We start from the raw sequence: 16,097 nt of genomic DNA on the forward strand, positions 1-16,097 counted from the left end.
TGAGACGTTTCGTTTGAGACGGCTCATCCGGCCGGGTTGCTGCCTTCCTGCTCCAAACGTTCCTCCACTTCCCGTGTGAAGCGTGTCCATGGCACGGCGCGCAGTCGGGCGGCAGGAATGGGTCTTCCCGTCTCTTCGCAGATGCCGTAGCTGCCGTCCAGAATCCGGCGGATGGCGGCCTCCACCTCATAGAGCGCATCCTGCTCCTGAGAAAGCAGCCCCAAGGCGAGGTCGTGGTCGAACTCATCCGTGGCAGTGTCGGCGGTGTCCATGCTGTTTTGCTCCAGCGGACCAGACACTTCCGCGATCTGGACGGCGTGGGTGTCCAGCAGGTGATCGCGAAATGACTGCAACCGCTGGTAGTGCCAGGCCCAGTGCTGCGGTACCTGCGGTGAAGTGGGATGTTGGGATGAGGCTTGCATAAGTTTATTCCATTCCGGGCGTCATGGACGCTTCGTGGTTTTCCTTCGGCTCCGGCAGTTCGGTCATGGTGGCCTCGGTCAGCAGCAAAACGCTGGCGACGGAAACGGCGTTCTCCAAGGCGATGCGCACCACCTTGGTGGGGTCGATGATGCCGGCTTGCACCAGATCCACATACACGCCGCATGAGGCATCGAAACCGTAGTTGCCCGTGCCTTCGCGCATTTTGCTGACCACCACGCCGTCATCAGCGGCGGAGTTTTCAGCGATCTGGCGTGCCGGTGCTTCAAGGGCGCGTTTGAGGATGAGCAGGCCGGTGCGCTCATCGCCTTCCGCCGCCACGGCTTCACGTTCCACGGCATCGATGGTGCGCAGCAAGGCCAGCCCGCCGCCGGGCACGATGCCTTCGGCGATGGCGGCCTTCGTGGAGCTGATGGCGTCATCAAAGGCGTCCTTGCGCGCCTTCATCTCCGATTCCGATGGAGCGCCCACGCGCACCACCGCGACGCCGCCGCTGAGCTTGGCCAGGCGCTCTTCCAGCTTCTCGCGGTCGTAATCGGAGGTCGTGGCCTTGATCTGCGCACGCAGTTCATTGCAGCGGCCTTTGATCGCCTCCTTGCGGCCCTCGCCACCGACAATGGTCGTGGCGTCTTTGGTGATGACCACGCGCTTGGCGCGGCCGAGATCATGCAGCGTGACTTTTTCCAGCGTCATGCCCAGCTCTTCGGAGACCACCTTGCCACCGGTGAGGATGGCCATGTCCTGCAGCATGGCTTTGCGGCGTTCGCCGAAGCCGGGGGCTTTCACCGCCACGCAGGCGAGGACTCCGCGCAGACGGTTGACCACCAGAGTCGCCAGGGCCTCGCTCTCCACATCCTCCGCCACCAGAAGCAGGGAGCGCCCGCTCTTGGCCAGCTCTTCCAGGAGCGGGATCAGATCCTTCATGTGCGTGATCTTGCGCTCAGTGAGCAGAATCAGCGGCTCATCGAGCACAGCCTCCATCTTCTCCGGGTTCGTGACAAAGTAGGGCGAGGTGTAACCATGATCGAACTGCATGCCTTCGACGACATCCACGGAGGTTTCCGTGGTCTTCGCCTCCTCCACGGTGATCGCACCTTCGGATCCCACCTTCTCCATCGCATCCGCGACGAGATCGCCCATGGCCGGATCATTGTGCGCGGAGATGGTGGCCACCTGCGCCTTTTCCTTTTTGCTCACCACGGGGCGTGACAGTCCGCGCAGAGCCTCCACGGCCACTCGCAGTCCGCGGTCAAGTCCGCGCTTGAGATCCACCGCTGAAGCTCCGGCGGTGACATTGCGCACGCCTTCGGCATAGATGGCATGCGCCAGCACGGTGGAGGTGCTGGTGCCGTCGCCGACAGATTCGCCCGTGCGCTCCGCCGCCTGGCGGATCATCTGGGCGCCCAGGTTTTCCTCGGGATCCTTCAAATCAAATTCTTTGGCAATGGTCACGCCGTCATTGCAGACGAGCGGCCTGCCCCATTTGCGCTGGATGAGCACGCTTTTGGATTTGGGACCGAGCGTGACGCGCACGGCATCGGCCAAAGCCGCGGCACCGCGCAGGATTTTTTCACGTGCTGCCGCACGAAAGGTGACTTGTTTGTGTGCCATAAGCCAGTCTTCTGGTGGGAGGTTTTTTGGGGAGGCTGACACGAAGCCAGCGGAATAAATGATGGGGCATGGACTTAACGGAGGAAAAACAACCGGCGACCGTGACACTGGCTGCCTCCGCCCCATGGCCCCATCATTTAGCTTTTTCGCGCGGGCCTACTGCACCTTCACTTCGATGCTCTTGGGCTTGGCCTTCTCGTCCTTCGGCAGGTGCACGCTCAGCACGCCGTCTTTGAACTCAGCGCTGACCTTGTCGCCATTGACGCTTTCAGGCAGGGTGAAGCTGCGCAGGAAACTGCCATAGGAGCGCTCGATGCGGTGGAACTTCTTGCCCTTCTCCTCCTTCTCGCTCTTGCGCTCGCCGGAGATGGTGAGTTCGCCGTTTTCCACGCTGACCTTCACTTCCTCCTTCTTCAGTTCCGGAAGCTCGGCTTTGACGAGGTATTCGTTGGCGTCTTCGCTGATGTCCACCAGCGGTGTCCATTGGGCGACGGTCATGGCTTCTTTCTCACCGTTTCTGGAGGGCCAGTTCAGGCCAAAGAGACGGTCCAGGCGGTTTTCCAGGCTGCCAAGTTCACGGAGAGGATTCCAGGTTGTTAATGCACTCATGATGTTTGTTTTTGGTGGTTCTGTCGGCGGAAAGAGAAAATCCGGTGCAGCCTGTCCGCCGGGTGCAGGCCGCACTGGAGATTCATTGGGCTCTGGCCTGCTGTTTGCCGGTCTTGGGCTGGCTCTTTGCCGGGGCTTTGCCAGCGGCTGAGGCGGCACGCTTGGGCGCGGTCTTTCCGTTTCCAGCCGCCTTTTGACTGGCCGGGGCTTTCTGTCCGGCGGCGGACTTCGGTTCACGCTTGCCGAAAAGCTGCTGCTCTGCCTGCAGCCAGAATTTCAGATCTTCGCCAGGAGGGCAGTGGGCTTGCTGCCAGAGGTGATAGGCGAGCAGGCTGATCTCTTCGTAGCGGTGTTCAGGGCGATGTGGAGGCATGGAGTTCATAGGTGTGGGTTGCTGTTGGATGGAAAAATCCGGCTTCAGCCGTTGATGCCCCAGAAGCGGGGGGCGGACTGGAATTCCCCGCCGAAGGGCTTGGCCCGATAAACGGAAACCGGGCTTTTGCGGGAGAGGAGCTGCGTGGCAAAGTTGCGGTCCAGGCGCTGATCAAAATCTGCATTGGACATGAATTCTGTCTGCCACTTGTCCGCCACGTCTTTCAGGTGGGAGCACACCGGCCCCGCATTGCCGGTGAACTCATAGTCCTCTTCATGCAGAGCAACGAGGATCGGGCGGGTGTCCCGCTTCTGTTTGGGAATGGCCTCAAACCACTGCACGATGTGGCCTGGGAGACTCGCATCATTCGCGGCGGAGACGATAAGCAGATCCGCTGCTGCTGCTGCACGCACGGCGGTGTTGCGCACGTCATGTCTTTCCAGCTTGTCAAAGCTCCAGGTGACCGGGCAAACCTGCAGATCAGGACACAGGGTGTATTTCAGCCACTCCAAGGCCTCCATGATGCGGATGTTGGCGAAGAAGCCGTCATGAATGGCGACGACGGAGAAGGCGGGCCGGGATGCCTGGACGATTTGTTTGCGTGGTGCGGGAGGAGATGCGGTGTGTTGCATGACCTGAGAATGACGAGGCTTGCAAATCCCGGCAATTAGCAGAGTCGCTCTGCGTTTCTCAGCAAATGGCTGAGCTGGTCTCAGACGCCCGGCGGGGAACTCTGCACAAGTGAAGAAGCATGTCCGGGAAGCTTCGTGCTGCACGGTGGTGCAGATGGACGCAACGGGTTGCGTCAAGACGGCTGCTCATGGTTGCATGAGCATGAGGTGAAAAGTGCCGAGCCTCATTGGGCGGCGCCAGTGCCTGGGCGCTCACTGGCCGGCTGCTTCTGCGTCTTTTTGCAGGGATTTGTTCCCTCAAGCCACCTGTGGAGGAAAAGCCAGTCCACGTGGCGTGCGAGATTGGTCACGTTCAGATCGCGGAAGGGATGGCAGTTGCCCTCCTCGGCTTCGGTCGTGGCGGTGGGGGCTGGTATTGCAGGAGGGGGAGGGGAGATGCCGGCAATCTCACGCAGGAGCCGCTGCCTGAGCGCGGCTTCGTTTGCAGATTCCTGCTGCTGGAGGTGCTCATGAGTGCTCATGAGTCCGATGCTAGAAGGCGTGCTGTGGTGCACAATGGGGAGACCCTCCCGATGCTTCTCAGTCAATGGCTGAGGTGATTCCGGCCGGGCGGCAGATTCTGGCGGCGGACATTCAGGCCTTGGCGTGTGTCGGATTCCGCAAGATCAGGGCTGCGGCGGTTCAGACTTGTTCACCGACCCAGCGGACGGCGTAGTGGATGAGTTCGGTGCCGTTTTTGAGGCCGAGCTTTTCCTTGATGTGGCCGCGATGAGTGTCCACGGTTTTGAGGCTGATGTGGAGTTCCTGGGCGATGGCGCGGTTGTCCTTGCCCTGGCCGGTGAGGCGGAGGATTTCGAGTTCGCGGTCGGTGAGTTTTCCCACGGTGGAGGTGCTGGCTGAGGAACGGGGGCGGGAGAGGGCGTCGAGGATGGCGGAGGCGGTGCTCTCGCTGGCATAGACCTGGCCGTTGAGAACTTTGGTGATGGCCTCGCGCATCTTCTCAGGGCCTTCCTGTTTCATGATGTAGCCGCGACCCCCGGCGCGGAGGACGCGTTCGGCATAGAGCTGTTCGTCATGCATGGAGATGACGAGCACGGGAAGTTCAGGCCGTATGGCATGGACGTCCTGCAGGAGCTCAAGGCCGCTTTTGCCGGGGAGGTTGATGTCCATGAGGACGAGATCGGGATTGAGCTTGGAGATGGAGTCAAAGGCGTCGCGGGCGTTGTCGGCCTCACCACAGACAACGACACCGGGAATGGCTGCGGCGATGCGGACGAGGCCATCACGGAACACGGGGTGGTCATCGACGATGAACACTTTTTTGGCCGATGTGCTGGAGGCTTTTTTAGTCATGGCTGGGTTTGGTTGAAGATTGGAGAGTTGGAATGGTGCAGACCACGGTGGTGCCGAGGCCGGATTGATTGCGCTGGATGTCAAGAATGCCGCCAATCATGTCAGCGCGGTACTTCATGATGCGCAGGCCCATGCCCAGGCGTTTGGGTTCGAGTTCGGCGATGCCCCTGCCATTGCCCTTGTCGTGAATGGAAAGCACGGTGTGGAGGGGATTGGTGGAAAGCTCGATGTCGATCTCCTTCGCGAGGCCATGCTTGACGGCGTTGGTCACGGATTCCTGGGCGATGCGGTAGAGATGGGTGGCGGTGGTGTTGTCCATCTCAATGGAAGGGGGGCACTTGCTACGGCATTTGATGCGGAACATCTGGCTGGTGCGCGCGGCCAGCTCATCCAGCGCGGCGACGAGCCCGCCTGACTGCACCGCCACAGGGTGAAGACCGCGAGCCAGCGAGCGGGTCAGAGCCAGGGCCTCCTTGAGCAAGCCGGTGATTTTTCCGGCGTCTTCAGACTCGGGTGACTGCTTCTTCATCAAGCTGGCCTGCAGCAGGTCGCAGAGCAGCCAGATGCCCGCGAGCTGCTGGCCCAGGTCATCGTGCAAATCCTGGCCGATGCGCTGCTTTTCATGTTCGCTGATGTGGAGGATTTCTTTCTCGAGCTTTTTGCGCGCGGCAATCTGCTGCTTAAGTTCGGCATTGGTCTGCTGAAGCTGCAGGGTGCGTTCTTCCACGCGTTTCTCCAGTTCGTCATTGAGCCGGCGGATCACCTGCTCGGCGCGTTTGCGTTCGCTGACATCCACATGGGCGATGACGACGGAATGCGGGCCGTTTCCGGTGAAAGGTGTGACGTAGCCGACAAACCAGCGCTGCTGGGTGGGCGAATGGCAGGCGTATTCCAGGCTGAAGCGCGTGGATGCACCGCTCATGACCTCACGGATGCCCGCGGCGAAGCGTGAAGCATCCTCGTCACCGTCCCCTGCGGCGGCGTCACAGACGGCCAGGTAGTTGCTGCCCACGCCGCCGGTGTTGATGCCGCCACCATTGTCTTCGGCAAAGGCGGTCCAAGACTGGTTCGTGCTGATAATGCTGCCGTGAGCATCCAGCACGACAATGCTTGCGGGGATGGCCTCCAGCGTGGATTCGGCGAAGCGGCGCGCCTTCATGATCTCATCTTCTGTGCGCACCCGGTCATTGATGATTTCGGCAAAGATGATGAGGCCTCCGATTTCGCCCTTCGCATCGTACCAGGGGCGGCACACCCATTTGACCCAGTCGAGGGTGCCATCGGCACGGGGAAACGGGTCACGCTCGCAGCTTTCCGTAGCACCGGCCAGGCAGCGCTGGTGAATCTGCTTCACGCGTTCCGGGATCTCAGGAAAGACCTCATAATGGGACCTGCCGGTGAGGTCTCCCACGTCGAGGCGGAAATCACTTGCCCAGCGGTCGCTGACTGAGAGGTAGCGCATGTCACGGTCAAACATCACGACGGGGGCGGGTGTGTGTTTGATGAACAGGCGCAGGCGTTCCTCGCTGGCGAGGAGGGCCTGCTCGGTTTGTTTGCGGCCGGTGATGTCCTCCGCGATGCCGACGATGCTGCGGACCGTGCCAGAGTCATTGAAGATGGTGGTGGCAGTGGCGCTCACCCAGATCACGGAGCCGTCCTTGCGGACGCAGCGACGCTCCGTTTCATAAGAGGACAACTCACCGCGCAAAACGTTTTGCACCCTCTCCCTGCTGATCGCAGCATCCTCGGGATGGGCGAGACTGAAGGGGGACATGCCCGCCAGGAGTTCTTCGCGGCTGTAGCCGGTGATGGAGCAGAAGCGGTCATTGACCCGGGTGAAACGGCCATCAGGCCCCAGCTCTACGGTGCCAACGCCGACGTTCTCGAAGAAGCCGCGGAAGCGGGCCTCGCTGTCCCGCAAGGCAGCCTGGGCCTGCTCAGTTTTCTGCCGTTCGGCGATGGCATCCTCCATGAGGTTGAGGGCAGCGAGGCGCGACTCGCGCAAGGACTGGATGGCCTGGGTGAGCTCCGCCGTGCGTTCGATCACGCGCTGTTCCAGCTCCGAGTGGGAGCGCGCCAGCGCCTGCTCGGCCAGCTTGCGGTCGGTGATGTCCATCAGTGCGGTGATGGAGCCTCGCGGCAGACCTGCCTCGTTGAGCAAGGGGGTGGAGAAGGCCAGAATATCGCGACTGGTGCCATCCTCGAAGACGAGGTCGAACTCAAAGCCATGGACGGGATCGCCTTTGGCAGCGCGCTGAGCCGGTTGTTCTGCGGGGCTCAGTTCGCGGCCATCCTTGAAGATCTTGAGATGGCGGGGCCTCAGGGCAGGGGGGGCGCTCAGGGAAGCTTCCGCTCCGCTGGGAAGGTGCAGCAGTTTGTCGGCAGCCTGGTTGCCTTTGATGTGCCGGCATTCCGGATCATCGGCGATCAAGATGGGGGTGGGCACGGCATCGAGCAGGATGGCCAGCTCCGCCGCACGCTGGCGTTCGCGGCGCTCGCTCGCGCGCAGGGCCTCCTCAGCACGTTTGGCTTCGGAGACGTCATTGAAAAGGATGGCGACCTTGCGGCTGTCCGGACCGCCAAAGCGAAAGGCGGAGACATCGAACCAGCGCTTAAGGGCCCGGGCTTCGTTGACAAAGCGTCTTGGTTCGCCAGTCAGGGCGATTTCTCCGTAAATTTGAAACCAATGCTCTTCATAATCTGGAACGAGTTCGCGCATGAACCTGCCCCGGGCATTGCGCAATCCCGTCTGGGCCTCAAAGGCAGGATTCACTTCAAGGAAGCGGCAATCAACGGGGTGAGCTTGCGAGTCGAAGACCACCTCGATGATGCAGAAGCCCTCGATCAGCGTATTGAACAAAGAATGATACTGCTCCTGCGAGAGTCTGAGAGCCTCCTCGGCGGCGGTGAGACGCGCCTTCTCCTCCAGTCGTGCCAGAGCGCGCTGCACCACGGTGGGCACGAGGGTGATGAAGTTGACGTCCTTGACGAGATAATCGAGGGCGCCGCGCTTCATCATGTCCACCGCCACGCGCTCGTCCCCCTGGCCGGTGATGATGATGAAGGGCAGGTGGTCATGCATGCCGTCCAGGCGGTCAATCAGGTCATTGCCGCCCAAACCGGGCAGCTTCAGATCCAGCAAGACCAAGTCTGCGTGATGGTTCTTCATCCAGCCGACGGCCTCTTCGCCGGAGCTGACGCTGGCGGAGTGAATGCCAACCCGCTGCAATTCACGCGTGATGAGCCTGGCAATACCAGGATCATCATCGACCACGAGGATGGTCGCGGGTGTTTGCGGGCTGGCCATGAGGAGGGTTAGTTCTGATCCTTGATTTCAGGAACTTTGACGAGGGAGACAAACATGCCAAGCTGGGCGATGGCATCGGCGAAGCTGTCGTAGTCCACCGGCTTGACGACATAGCTGTTGCAGCCGAGCAGATGGCAGCGCTCGATCTCGCGGGGATCGTCGGTGGTGGTGAGCATGATGACCGGCAGCTTGCGGAGGGCGACATCTTCCTTGATCTGGCGCAGCGCCTCCACGCCGTCCACTTTCGGCATGCGGATGTCCAGCATGAGAAGATAGGCGGTGTCTTTCTGGCGGTGGGGGCCGAGACCGCGGCGGAAGAAGAAATCGAGCACCTCCTGGCCGTTTTCGTAGCGCTGGATGACATTGCTCAGGCCAGCCCGCCTGAGGTTTTTTTCAATGAGCCGTGCGTGGCCGACATCGTCGTCGGCGATGATGATGACTACTTGCTGAGTGATGTTCATGTCTTGCAGGGAGAGTGAGAATGCATGAGTCAAACGTGGTCCGGGAGCAAGGTTTCCACGCGATAGCGTGGCGGCTGCCCGGCTTGGTGGAGCAGGGTGTTGATCTCTTGTTTTAGCTCGATCATGCGGAGCTCGCGGTTCACCATGGCGCGGTTGAAGCGCTCCAGTTCGTCGTTCTTGGAGCAGAGCTCGGCATTGCGCAGGCGCAGCTCCTCCTCCGCCACTTTCTGCTCGGTGACGTCACTGGCGATGCCGCAGAGCTGCCGGGGCTGCCCGTCTTTGCGGCCAATGATGATGCCGCGATCCATGATCCAGTGAATCTCTCCCTCACGATCCAGAATGCGGTACTCGATTTGATAGGTGTCTGTCTCACCGTCAAGCCAGCTTTGAAAGGCTGCGTCCACGGCAGGCAGATCCTCTGCATGGATGGCCTTCATCCAGACCTTGGAATCCGCGTAGAGTTCTGCGGCAGGCACGCCCCAGATATTCTCAAAGGCCGGACTGACGTAGGTCACCCGGGGCGGGTCGAGCTCCATGAACCAGAACACCTCGCCCATGTTTTCGGCGAGCAGGCGGAACTTGGCCTCGCTGGCGCTGAGAGCGGCCTCAATGCCACGCCGCTCGGTGACATCCATGATGGCGGTGCGGCACCAGCCGGGCTTGCTGTCAAGGTCCTGCGCGGGGCGGGTGGTGAACTCGGTCAGGCGCTCGCCTTTGTCCTTGGTGGCGAGGTGGAGGGTGACGCACAGTTCATGCCCGGAACGCCGGCATTCCCAGAGATGCTTGAGGAAGACCTTGCGGTCCGGCTGTGCCAGATACGGCATCATGGGGCGGCCCATCAGGTGAGAGATGGTGTAGCCCAGCAGCTCCGCGGCGGTATGATTGATCTCCCGGATGCAGCCTTTGGCATCGAGGGTGACATAACCCACGGGCGCCAGATTGTAGAGATCCGCATAGCGGTGGCGGCTGAGCTCCAGATCAGCATTGGCCTCTCCGAGCTGCTCATTGCGCAGTTCCAGCAGTTCCTGCTGCTCCTGCATCTGCATCACCAATTCCGCTGTTTTAACGGCCTCGGCGCGGTCTTGAGTTTGCTCCAGCAAGAGGGCTTTGATGCGCGTGTGCGCTTTGGCTGCGCGGGGCTGGGAAGGCTGCTTTTTGGCAGGCTTTGCAGCTTTGGCCTTCTTGCTGGCGGCACGTTTCATGGCGAGTCAGGTTTTGCGGTGATGTCCTCCATGGCCAGCAGAAGCAGGGGAGACTGGCCGGCTTCAAGATCGAGGCAGCGTGCGTTGCGCAGCATGGTGCGGCTGCCGAGGCCTGAAAAGTGGTGCTGGAGGTGAAGATCCTGAAACGTGGTCTTTGCGGCCAGCACTTTTTCCAAGGACGAGCGCAACTCCGGCATGGCCCAGGCGCCGTTGTCGAGGTCAAAGAGGAGCCTGCCCTCCGTGGTTTCCGGCCTGGCATTGAAGAACTTGTAGAAGCTGCGGTTGGCGGTCTTCACACGCAGCCCACCATCCAGCACGAGCAGAGGCTCACGCACGGTGGCCACGATGGCTTCGGCATAGCTGCGCTCCGCCTCGGCCTGGGCGAGCGCGCGCTTCACGGCGTCGATGTCCAGCAAGGTGATCACGACGCCGTCGATGCGATTGTCCGCGGTTTTGTAGGGGCGGATGCGCAGGGCATGCCAGCGGCCTTCGAGGTCCTGCACCTCCTGCTCATGGAGGGCGAGGGTTTCGAGCACTGCGCCGATGAGTTCAGGAAGGCTGGGCAGCTTGAGCTTGATTTTGAAGTCGGAGATGGACCGGCCGATGTCTCCCGGAATGAGATTGAGGACTTTCTCCGCCTTGGGGGTGAAACGGCGGATGCGCAGATCCGAGCTGAGGATGATGATGGGGATGTCCACGCTGCCAAACAGGTTGAGCATGTCATCGCTGAGCTCCCGCAGCTCGAGGTTCCGGCTTTGGAGCTCGTCATTAAGGGTGGTGAGTTCTTCGTTGGTGGACTGGAGCTCCTCGGTGGCCGTTTCCATTTCCTCGTTGGTGCTTTGCAGCTCCTCGTTGCTGGAAAGGATTTCCTCATTGGCGGCGCGCAGTTCCTCATTGGAGGCGTCCTGCTCCTCGATGATGCGCTGGAGGGAGAGCTTGGTGGCGGCGAGTTCATCCTGCAGCTGCTCGAGTTCATGCATGGGCCCGGTGGTGCGCTGCGCCCTGCCTTTCCTGGTGGCGGGCGCTGTGACGGAGGCCTTCTCTTCAAACAGGACAAGAAAGAAAGGCTCGCTGAAATTTGGCATCAGCAAGGGGAGCACTTTCACATCCACGGTGAGCACGCGCCCTTCGTGACGGATCTCCACGCCGGTCTTTTGGACTTCACGCTTTTGCTTGGTGGCCTTGGCAAGCAGGGGGCGCAGCTCCACCGCGAGTCCCTGGCGCGCCATTTTGAGGAGGTTCAGGGTGGCTTCTCCGGGGGTGTTTTCCAGGAAGGGGCCGGTGCGTCCGCGGAACTGGAGGATCTCCATGCTGGAATTCACCACGACGCCAGCCGGGGCGAACTGGCTGAGAACGACGGCGTCGGCCTGCTTGCGGATGTCTCCGAGAGCGGGCTCCACCGGGGGGCGGGTGAGGCCGTGGCGGGTGCCTTCGCTGCGGTCGATCATGGTGGTGAAGCGGGTGGGCAGGCCCGTGTGGCGCACATGGGAAAACTTCTTTTCGTAGATGCGGAACTTGGCATCGACCATGGCGAAGAGCTCGGCAAAGCCGCTGACGGACTCCGCGGTGCCGAGGACCAGAAAGCCGCTGGGCCGCAGCGCATAGTGAAACACGGGCAGCACGCGTTTTTGCAGCGCCACATCAAAGTAGATGAGCACATTGCGGCAGGAGATGAGATCCACATGCGAGAAGGGCGGGTCCTCAAACAGATTCTGCCGAGCGAACATGCAGATGTCGCGGATGGACTTGTTGATGCGGTAGCCGCCATCAGACTTGGTGAAGAATTTGCGCAGGCGCTCCGGCGACACTTCCTCCTTGATGCGCTCCGGATAGAGGCCTGCGCGTGCACGGATGAGAACTGCTTCATTGATGTCCGTGCCGAAGAGCTGCACGGGACAGCGAACGCCTTCCTTCTCCATGACTTCAGTGAGCACGATGGCCATGGAGTAGGCCTCCTCCCCGGTGGAGCACCCGGCGACCCAGAGACGGATGGGGGCATCCGGCTGGCGGTTTTTGAGGATCTTGGGAAGGATCTTCTTCTTGAGCAGTTCGAACATCTTGGCGTCGCGGAAGAAGCCGGTGACGCAGATGAGGATGTCCTGGAACAAAGCCGAGACCTCTGCGGGGGTGTTGTGCAGGAAGGCTGCGTATTCCCGCATGGTGTCCTGCTTCAGCAGGACCATGCGGCGGCTGATGCGCCGCCGGAGAGTGGCGGGCTTGTAGTGGGTGAAGTCCACACCGCACTGGGCGCGGAGGATGGTGCAGATTTGTTTGTACGCATCGCCATCGACCGGCGGCAGCGCCTCCCCAACATCCAAGGCCAGCGGGCGAAGATGGGGGTGGCTGCCAATCCTGACGAGTTCGCGTGCGATTTCCTGCGGTGAGAGAATGTAGTCCGCGCAGCCGCTGGCGCTGGCACTGGAGGGCATGCCTGCATATTTGGCGGAGGCTTCATCCTGCACGAAGGTGATGCCGCCAGCCGCCTTGATTTCCTCCAGCCCGAGGGTGCCGTCTGTGCCGGTGCCGGAGAGAACAATGCCGAAAGCCTGCCCGCCCTGATCCGCCGCCAGAGCACGAAAAAAGTAATCGACCGAAGCATGGAGGTCATGCCCACCCCCGCGCGGCAGGAGGCGCAGGGTGCGATCCTTGATGCCCATGAGCTTGTTCGGGGGGATCACGTACACGTGATCTGGCTGTGCCTGCATGCCATCCCGTGCCTCCGTGACCGGGAGGGTGGTGACGCGTGAAAGCAGCGAGGTGAGTGCGCTTTCATGCTGTGGATCAAGGTGTTGCACGAGAATAAAACTCATGCCGGTGTCCGGCGGCAGCTCTTTGAGCAGCGCCGTGGCGGCCTCCAGCCCGCCTGCGGAGGCCCCGATGCCGACCACTGGGAAGGAGGCAGCCGGGTGAAGGCTGCGGACTCGCTTGGCAGTGGGGGATGGCCGCTTGGGCTTCGGGGCTCGGGATTTCATGGGTATGGATCGCTACGAGAAGCACAAAGCCTTGTAAAAGCCAATCGATCACCAGTGACAAATGCCGAATCCGGCGTGCCTGCGGGGACCTCTTACCTCACGCATCCATGTTCCAACTCATGAGGCATGACTAGGCATACCCAGAGCGGGAGCGCAACGGGCGGGGTGGCGCGATGCGTCTCAGCCAACGGATGAGATGGTATGCGAGAATGATCTAAGAAACGGGGCCGGCGGGTGGTGCGCGTGGATCAGGAAGGGGTGCTCTTCCATTCCTGCCAGACGTAGCGGTGCTGATGGTACTCCAGGCAGCGCGTTTCGAGGAGGGGCTTTACCTCGCTGATAAAGTCCACCTCATGCGGTGGCTCCATCTGCATGCAGGACGGCAGGCCCAGCAGGGCAAGCAACGCGGCGAATGCCTGGAGTTTCATGGCGATGGAAAGGAGAAGGTGAAGGGGGGAGGCCTCAGGCGGCGAAGCCGAAGCGATGCCTGACCTGCGCGGCATCCAGACCGAGTGAACCGGCAAGCAGGCGCGAGGAGAGACGCTCTGCGGCGACGCGGAGCATGCGGTCCGACTGCGGCGGATCGAGCTCGATGCCTTCATGTTTGATGCTCCGGATGCGGGCGCCGACGATGAGGAGGTTCATGAGGAAGTCCTCGGCTTCGACGGGATCGTCGGTGCGGTGGGTGTCGAGGCGCTGATTGTGCTGGGGGTGGATGACGTATTCGATGTCAAATTTGGCGAGCATGGCAGTGGGTGGTTGGGGTTGATGTGAGGTTAAAGAAGAAAGGGGTGATGCGGGGCCGGCTTGCGGGGAGGGGAAATGCTTTGGCTGAGGTGGTGGCTGTGAGTCGCATGTAGTGTGCTCATGCCATGGTGGGGGACAGGCCTGCGTGCAGGGAGGTGGTGACGCGGCGCAAGAGCTTTGAGGGACTGAGCTCAAACAGGCGGCGGGCCTTGCGGAAGATGCGGGCGAGCAGATTCTTCATGCGGCGGCGGATGGTGCGCACCCATGCGACAGGAGCGTGCTGCTGGCAGTGCGCGTGCAGGAGGGAGAGATCATGCATCTGGCCGAGCCAGCTGCCGAGCCTGCGCGAGAGCTTCAGGTGACGGCGATCGCGCAGCAGGAGGAGCGACTGGAGGTAGTGATCCTTCACCGGAGAGCGCCAGAGGTGCAGACGCTCTGGTGTGGGCTTCTTCCTGCTGCGGCGGAACCCCTGGAGGGCCGAGGCATAACGGCTGGCGTAGGCTTTGGCAATTTCATGCCCGTCCATGGGGCGGATGGTCAGGGTCTCCAGGCGGTGAGTGAGATCATGGGCGGTGGCTTTGAGCCTGAGCAGCTCTGTGCGAGTGGGGAGGTCTGCGGAGCGTTTGCCTCTCTGCGGAGCGGGGAAGTGGATGGCGGGGAGGTGACAGGTGGTGCTGCATTTCACCTGGAATTCTGCGGCGAGTGACTGCAGCACGTGCTGATCGCGGTTTCTTGAGAAGGCCTGCTTGAGGATGCGAAGCCGGCGGCGGATGGCGTGCAGCGTGGCGGGGGGAAGCCCGGGCTTCAGGAGGCGCAGGATGGCGCGGAGCTTCTTCATGCGCACGCGCAGGGTGTGAATGCGGCGCTGCACATCGTCCGAGGGCAGGAGTTCAAGATCGCGCTCGGCCTGACGTGAGATGGAGAGGAGGGTGCTGCGGATCTTGCGCAGCAGGAGGGGCTCCAAGGATGAGGGTGCGGAGGCCATGGCGGGAAGGAGGGTTCAGCGCTTCTCCTGCGCAGGGTCATCTCCCGGCACCACCAGAACGGGACAATGGGCGTGCTTCAAAACATCGTCCGCCATGCTGCCGACGAGGAGATGGTAGATCGTGCTATGGTGGTGGGAGCCGAGGATGATGAGATCGGCGCCGAGTTTCCGGGTTTCCTCCAGCACGGACTCCACGCTGGCGCCGACCATCTGCCGCACGACTGCATCCACGCCGTATTTGACGAGGGAGTCGCGCATTTCAATGAGGCGGTCATGGTGCTGGTGCACACGCTCCGGGGGCGGATCCTGCAGGATGACGGGCGAGCTCAATCCGACCTGGACCATGGCGGGCTCCTTTGGGACGACATGCAGGATGACGACTCTGCTCTTGAACGCGACCGCGAGGAAGTGGGCCTGCTTGAGCACTTTGAAAGTGAGGTCCGAGAGATCGACGAGGACAACGATGTTTTTCATGGGGATCATGGGTTTTCCGGGGATGGCCTGACCACGAGAAGAGAGCAGGGGAGGCGGGTGAGGAGGCGCTCTGCCGTTGATCCCATCAGCACGTAGCGGAGATTTGTCCGGCCGTTGCTGCCGACGATGATCAAGTCCGCCGCGCGCTCCTGTGCCTGTGCGACGATGCCATTGGCATGATTCATGGATTCGTGGAGCGTCTCCGTGGAGGTGATGCCCTGTGCGGCCGTGCCAATGAACTCGTGGAGTTCGCGGCGCAGATTTTCAAGGTAGGCCTGCCTTTCCGCCGAGGTGAAAACGAGGGTGGGGTAGGTGGACTCCACGACTTCGCTTTGATGGGGGGTGACGATCCATGGCTCACGCCAGACATGCAAAAAATCCACGGTGGCCGAGTCCTTCAAAGCGATCCGGCGGGCGGACGCCACGACCTCCCGGGAGGTCTCTGAAAAATCAATGCAGGCGATGATTTTCTGAAACGCGTGCCGGTGATGGGAGCGCACCAGCAGGACGCGGGAGGGGGACTTGCGAGCGAGCTTGCTGGAGACCGAGCCGGCGCCTGCGGTGGTTTCGCCCGAACCTGTGATGCCTGCCACGAGCAGGTCTGCCTGAGTGCTGCGGACATGCTCGAGGATTTCATGCAGAGGTGTGCCAACGGAGATGGTGAGTTCGGCATTGGCGGGCACTTCTGAGAGAGCGAGCCAGGCCTGGAGCGCGGACTGAGCGCCGAGAGTGGCGGTGCGGGCCTGGCTTTCGTAGCTGGATTCGCGACTGGCGGCCATGGTGGCGACTGCTGATGAATCAACCACATGCAGCACCTGCAGTCTGGCATCCTGGAGACGTGCGATGCGTGATGCCTGATCAAGAGCGGCGCGAGATCCGGTGGAAAAATCCACTGCGACGAGGATGTTCTTGAGCGTCTGCATGGGGATG

At 61.6% G+C, this 16,097-nt stretch carries 16 protein-coding genes; all 16 read right to left on the bottom strand.

Features of this window, described 5'->3' with window-relative positions; genetic code table 11:
• Positions 1-23: 23 nt before the first annotated feature.
• Complete coding sequence (locus AC3RLQ_RS05320; RefSeq protein WP_493035028.1) at positions 24-422, bottom strand: TraR/DksA family transcriptional regulator; 399 nt, start codon at positions 420-422, stop codon at positions 24-26.
• A 4-nt stretch (positions 423-426) separates the two neighbouring features.
• Entirely contained in the window at positions 427-2,052 is a 1,626-nt protein-coding gene (gene groL, locus AC3RLQ_RS05325; RefSeq protein WP_493035030.1) for a chaperonin GroEL, read from the bottom strand.
• A 156-nt stretch (positions 2,053-2,208) separates the two neighbouring features.
• The gene (locus AC3RLQ_RS05330; RefSeq protein ID WP_493035032.1) at positions 2,209-2,661 is read right to left on the bottom strand and encodes an Hsp20/alpha crystallin family protein; all 453 of its coding nucleotides are present in this window, start codon (positions 2,659-2,661) and stop codon (positions 2,209-2,211) included.
• 82 nt (positions 2,662-2,743) lie between these two features.
• Positions 2,744-3,034 carry a DUF2934 domain-containing protein gene (locus AC3RLQ_RS05335; RefSeq protein WP_493035034.1) on the bottom strand — a complete coding sequence of 97 codons (291 nt, stop codon included), beginning with the start codon at positions 3,032-3,034 and terminating at the stop codon, positions 2,744-2,746.
• Positions 3,035-3,078: 44 nt separating this feature from the next.
• On the bottom strand, positions 3,079-3,666 hold the full coding sequence (locus AC3RLQ_RS05340) for a hypothetical protein (RefSeq protein WP_493035036.1): 588 nt from the start codon (positions 3,664-3,666) through the stop codon (positions 3,079-3,081).
• Positions 3,667-3,890: 224 nt separating this feature from the next.
• Complete coding sequence (locus AC3RLQ_RS05345) at positions 3,891-4,187, bottom strand: hypothetical protein (RefSeq protein WP_493035038.1); 297 nt, start codon at positions 4,185-4,187, stop codon at positions 3,891-3,893.
• A 160-nt stretch (positions 4,188-4,347) separates the two neighbouring features.
• Positions 4,348-5,019 carry a response regulator gene (locus AC3RLQ_RS05350; protein ID WP_487688403.1) on the bottom strand — a complete coding sequence of 224 codons (672 nt, stop codon included), beginning with the start codon at positions 5,017-5,019 and terminating at the stop codon, positions 4,348-4,350.
• Positions 5,012-8,326 (bottom strand): sensor histidine kinase, encoded by a 3,315-nt coding sequence (locus tag AC3RLQ_RS05355; RefSeq protein ID WP_493035040.1) that lies wholly within the window; start codon positions 8,324-8,326, stop codon positions 5,012-5,014. The genes AC3RLQ_RS05350 and AC3RLQ_RS05355 overlap by 8 nt, the downstream gene beginning before the upstream one ends.
• A gap of 8 nt (positions 8,327-8,334) precedes the next feature.
• Positions 8,335-8,787, bottom strand: coding sequence for a response regulator (locus AC3RLQ_RS05360; RefSeq protein WP_487688409.1), 453 nt, complete (start codon positions 8,785-8,787; stop codon positions 8,335-8,337).
• Between the two features lie 29 nt (positions 8,788-8,816).
• Positions 8,817-9,989, bottom strand: a complete 1,173-nt coding sequence (locus tag AC3RLQ_RS05365) for a PAS domain-containing protein (RefSeq protein ID WP_493035043.1) — start codon at positions 9,987-9,989, stop codon at positions 8,817-8,819.
• The gene (locus AC3RLQ_RS05370; protein WP_493035045.1) at positions 9,986-12,961 is read right to left on the bottom strand and encodes a chemotaxis protein CheB; all 2,976 of its coding nucleotides are present in this window, start codon (positions 12,959-12,961) and stop codon (positions 9,986-9,988) included. The genes AC3RLQ_RS05365 and AC3RLQ_RS05370 overlap by 4 nt, the downstream gene beginning before the upstream one ends.
• A 248-nt stretch (positions 12,962-13,209) precedes the next feature.
• Positions 13,210-13,389, bottom strand: a complete 180-nt coding sequence (locus AC3RLQ_RS05375) for a hypothetical protein (protein ID WP_493035047.1) — start codon at positions 13,387-13,389, stop codon at positions 13,210-13,212.
• Between the two features lie 34 nt (positions 13,390-13,423).
• Positions 13,424-13,708, bottom strand: coding sequence for a hypothetical protein (locus AC3RLQ_RS05380; RefSeq protein ID WP_493035049.1), 285 nt, complete (start codon positions 13,706-13,708; stop codon positions 13,424-13,426).
• A gap of 118 nt (positions 13,709-13,826) precedes the next feature.
• On the bottom strand, positions 13,827-14,693 hold the full coding sequence (locus tag AC3RLQ_RS05385; RefSeq protein WP_493035051.1) for a CHAD domain-containing protein: 867 nt from the start codon (positions 14,691-14,693) through the stop codon (positions 13,827-13,829).
• A 15-nt stretch (positions 14,694-14,708) separates the two neighbouring features.
• Positions 14,709-15,167 carry a universal stress protein gene (locus AC3RLQ_RS05390; protein WP_493035053.1) on the bottom strand — a complete coding sequence of 153 codons (459 nt, stop codon included), beginning with the start codon at positions 15,165-15,167 and terminating at the stop codon, positions 14,709-14,711.
• 5 nt (positions 15,168-15,172) lie between these two features.
• Complete coding sequence (locus AC3RLQ_RS05395) at positions 15,173-16,090, bottom strand: universal stress protein (RefSeq protein ID WP_493035055.1); 918 nt, start codon at positions 16,088-16,090, stop codon at positions 15,173-15,175.
• Positions 16,091-16,097 lie beyond the last annotated feature (7 nt).

It is taken from the genome of Prosthecobacter sp. GW821-HT29F12 (assembly GCF_058803405.1).

Coding starts and splice junctions, on each gene's coding strand:
- AC3RLQ_RS05340 (WP_493035036.1), bottom strand. CDS start 3,666: ATGCAACACACCGCATCTCCTCCCGCACCACGCAAACAAATCGTCCAG.
- AC3RLQ_RS05320 (WP_493035028.1), bottom strand. CDS start 422: ATGCAAGCCTCATCCCAACATCCCACTTCACCGCAGGTACCGCAGCAC.
- AC3RLQ_RS05380 (WP_493035049.1), bottom strand. CDS start 13,708: ATGCTCGCCAAATTTGACATCGAATACGTCATCCACCCCCAGCACAAT.
- AC3RLQ_RS05390 (WP_493035053.1), bottom strand. CDS start 15,167: ATGAAAAACATCGTTGTCCTCGTCGATCTCTCGGACCTCACTTTCAAA.
- AC3RLQ_RS05350 (WP_487688403.1), bottom strand. CDS start 5,019: ATGACTAAAAAAGCCTCCAGCACATCGGCCAAAAAAGTGTTCATCGTC.
- AC3RLQ_RS05365 (WP_493035043.1), bottom strand. CDS start 9,989: ATGAAACGTGCCGCCAGCAAGAAGGCCAAAGCTGCAAAGCCTGCCAAA.
- AC3RLQ_RS05335 (WP_493035034.1), bottom strand. CDS start 3,034: ATGCCTCCACATCGCCCTGAACACCGCTACGAAGAGATCAGCCTGCTC.
- AC3RLQ_RS05355 (WP_493035040.1), bottom strand. CDS start 8,326: ATGGCCAGCCCGCAAACACCCGCGACCATCCTCGTGGTCGATGATGAT.
- AC3RLQ_RS05370 (WP_493035045.1), bottom strand. CDS start 12,961: ATGAAATCCCGAGCCCCGAAGCCCAAGCGGCCATCCCCCACTGCCAAG.
- AC3RLQ_RS05375 (WP_493035047.1), bottom strand. CDS start 13,389: ATGAAACTCCAGGCATTCGCCGCGTTGCTTGCCCTGCTGGGCCTGCCG.
- groL (WP_493035030.1), bottom strand. CDS start 2,052: ATGGCACACAAACAAGTCACCTTTCGTGCGGCAGCACGTGAAAAAATC.
- AC3RLQ_RS05385 (WP_493035051.1), bottom strand. CDS start 14,693: ATGGCCTCCGCACCCTCATCCTTGGAGCCCCTCCTGCTGCGCAAGATC.
- AC3RLQ_RS05360 (WP_487688409.1), bottom strand. CDS start 8,787: ATGAACATCACTCAGCAAGTAGTCATCATCATCGCCGACGACGATGTC.
- AC3RLQ_RS05395 (WP_493035055.1), bottom strand. CDS start 16,090: ATGCAGACGCTCAAGAACATCCTCGTCGCAGTGGATTTTTCCACCGGA.
- AC3RLQ_RS05330 (WP_493035032.1), bottom strand. CDS start 2,661: ATGAGTGCATTAACAACCTGGAATCCTCTCCGTGAACTTGGCAGCCTG.
- AC3RLQ_RS05345 (WP_493035038.1), bottom strand. CDS start 4,187: ATGAGCACTCATGAGCACCTCCAGCAGCAGGAATCTGCAAACGAAGCC.